The sequence below is a fragment of the Psychrobacter glacincola genome, from assembly GCF_965118485.1.
GTDB lineage: Bacteria > Pseudomonadota > Gammaproteobacteria > Pseudomonadales > Moraxellaceae > Psychrobacter > Psychrobacter glacincola_D.
The window spans coordinates 1-1,305 of the sequence record NZ_CBCPJH010000079.1; the positions used below are offsets into that span (position 1 = coordinate 1).

Sequence of the window (1,305 nt, forward strand, 5' to 3'; positions counted from 1 at the left end):
CCAAAAAAAGAGGAAATACCCATGGCAAAGGCCAAGTTTGAACGCGTAAAACCACACGTTAACGTCGGTACCATCGGACACGTTGACCACGGTAAAACCACCCTTACTGCTGCTATCGCAACTGTAGCTGCTATTACTTCAGGCGGCGAAGCTAAAGACTACGCGTCTATTGACTCAGCACCAGAAGAAAAAGCACGTGGCATCACCATCAACACCTCACATGTAGAGTATGACACCGCAGCACGTCACTATGCTCACGTCGATTGCCCAGGTCACGCCGATTATGTTAAAAACATGATCACTGGTGCCGCGCAAATGGATGGTGCTATCCTTGTTGTATCAGCTACTGACGGTCCTATGCCACAAACCCGTGAGCACATCCTGCTTTCACGTCAGGTTGGCGTACCGTACATCGTTGTGTTCATGAACAAATGTGACGTTGTTGATGACGAAGAATTGCTTGAGCTCGTAGAAATGGAAGTTCGTGAATTACTAAGCGACTATGACTTCCCAGGCGATGATACCCCAATCATCCATGGTTCAGCCACTGAAGCCCTAAAAGGCTCACAAGAAAAATACGGTCAACCAGCCGTTGTAGAACTATTAAACGTTCTTGACACCTACATCCCAGAGCCAGAGCGTGACATCGACAAAGCATTCCTAATGCCAATCGAAGACGTATTCTCAATCTCAGGTCGTGGTACCGTTGTAACTGGCCGTGTTGAATCTGGTATCGTTAAAGTTGGTGACGAAATTGAAATCGTTGGTATCCGTGACACTCAAAAAACCACCTGTACGGGTGTTGAGATGTTCCGTAAACTGCTTGACGAAGGTCGTGCAGGCGAAAACTGTGGCGTACTACTACGTGGTACTAAACGCGAAGACGTACAACGTGGTCAAGTACTAGCTAAGCCAGGTTCAATCACGCCGCATACCAAGTTTGACGCTGAAGTTTATGTATTGTCAAAAGAAGAGGGTGGTCGTCACACACCATTCCTAAACGGCTATCGTCCACAGTTCTACTTCCGTACTACTGACGTAACTGGCGCAATCCAATTACAAGACGGCACTGAAATGGTTATGCCTGGTGATAACGTTGAGATGGGCGTAGAGCTTATCCACCCAATCGCTATGGACAAAGGTCTTCGCTTCGCAATTCGTGAAGGCGGCCGTACGGTAGGCGCTGGTGTTGTTGCTACTGTTCACGCATAAGCCACAATATTAAGTAGTTAACGCTAGCCGAGCAATATGCTGGTCGTTATCTGAAAAAGCCGTTCTCGAGAGAGAACGGCTTTTTTGTGGGTG

The 1,305-nt window shown here is 47.7% G+C and carries 1 protein-coding gene; it reads left to right on the forward strand.

The features are described from left to right. Positions 1-21 precede the first annotated feature (21 nt). Positions 22-1,212 (forward strand): elongation factor Tu, encoded by a 1,191-nt coding sequence (tuf, locus tag ACMHKH_RS14595; protein WP_413521345.1) that lies wholly within the window; start codon positions 22-24, stop codon positions 1,210-1,212. Positions 1,213-1,305: the final 93 nt, after the last annotated feature.

Bases quoted from the DNA above. Each gene is read 5' to 3' on its own strand.
- tuf (WP_413521345.1), top strand. From the start codon at position 22: ATGGCAAAGGCCAAGTTTGAACGCGTAAAACCACACGTTAACGTCGGT.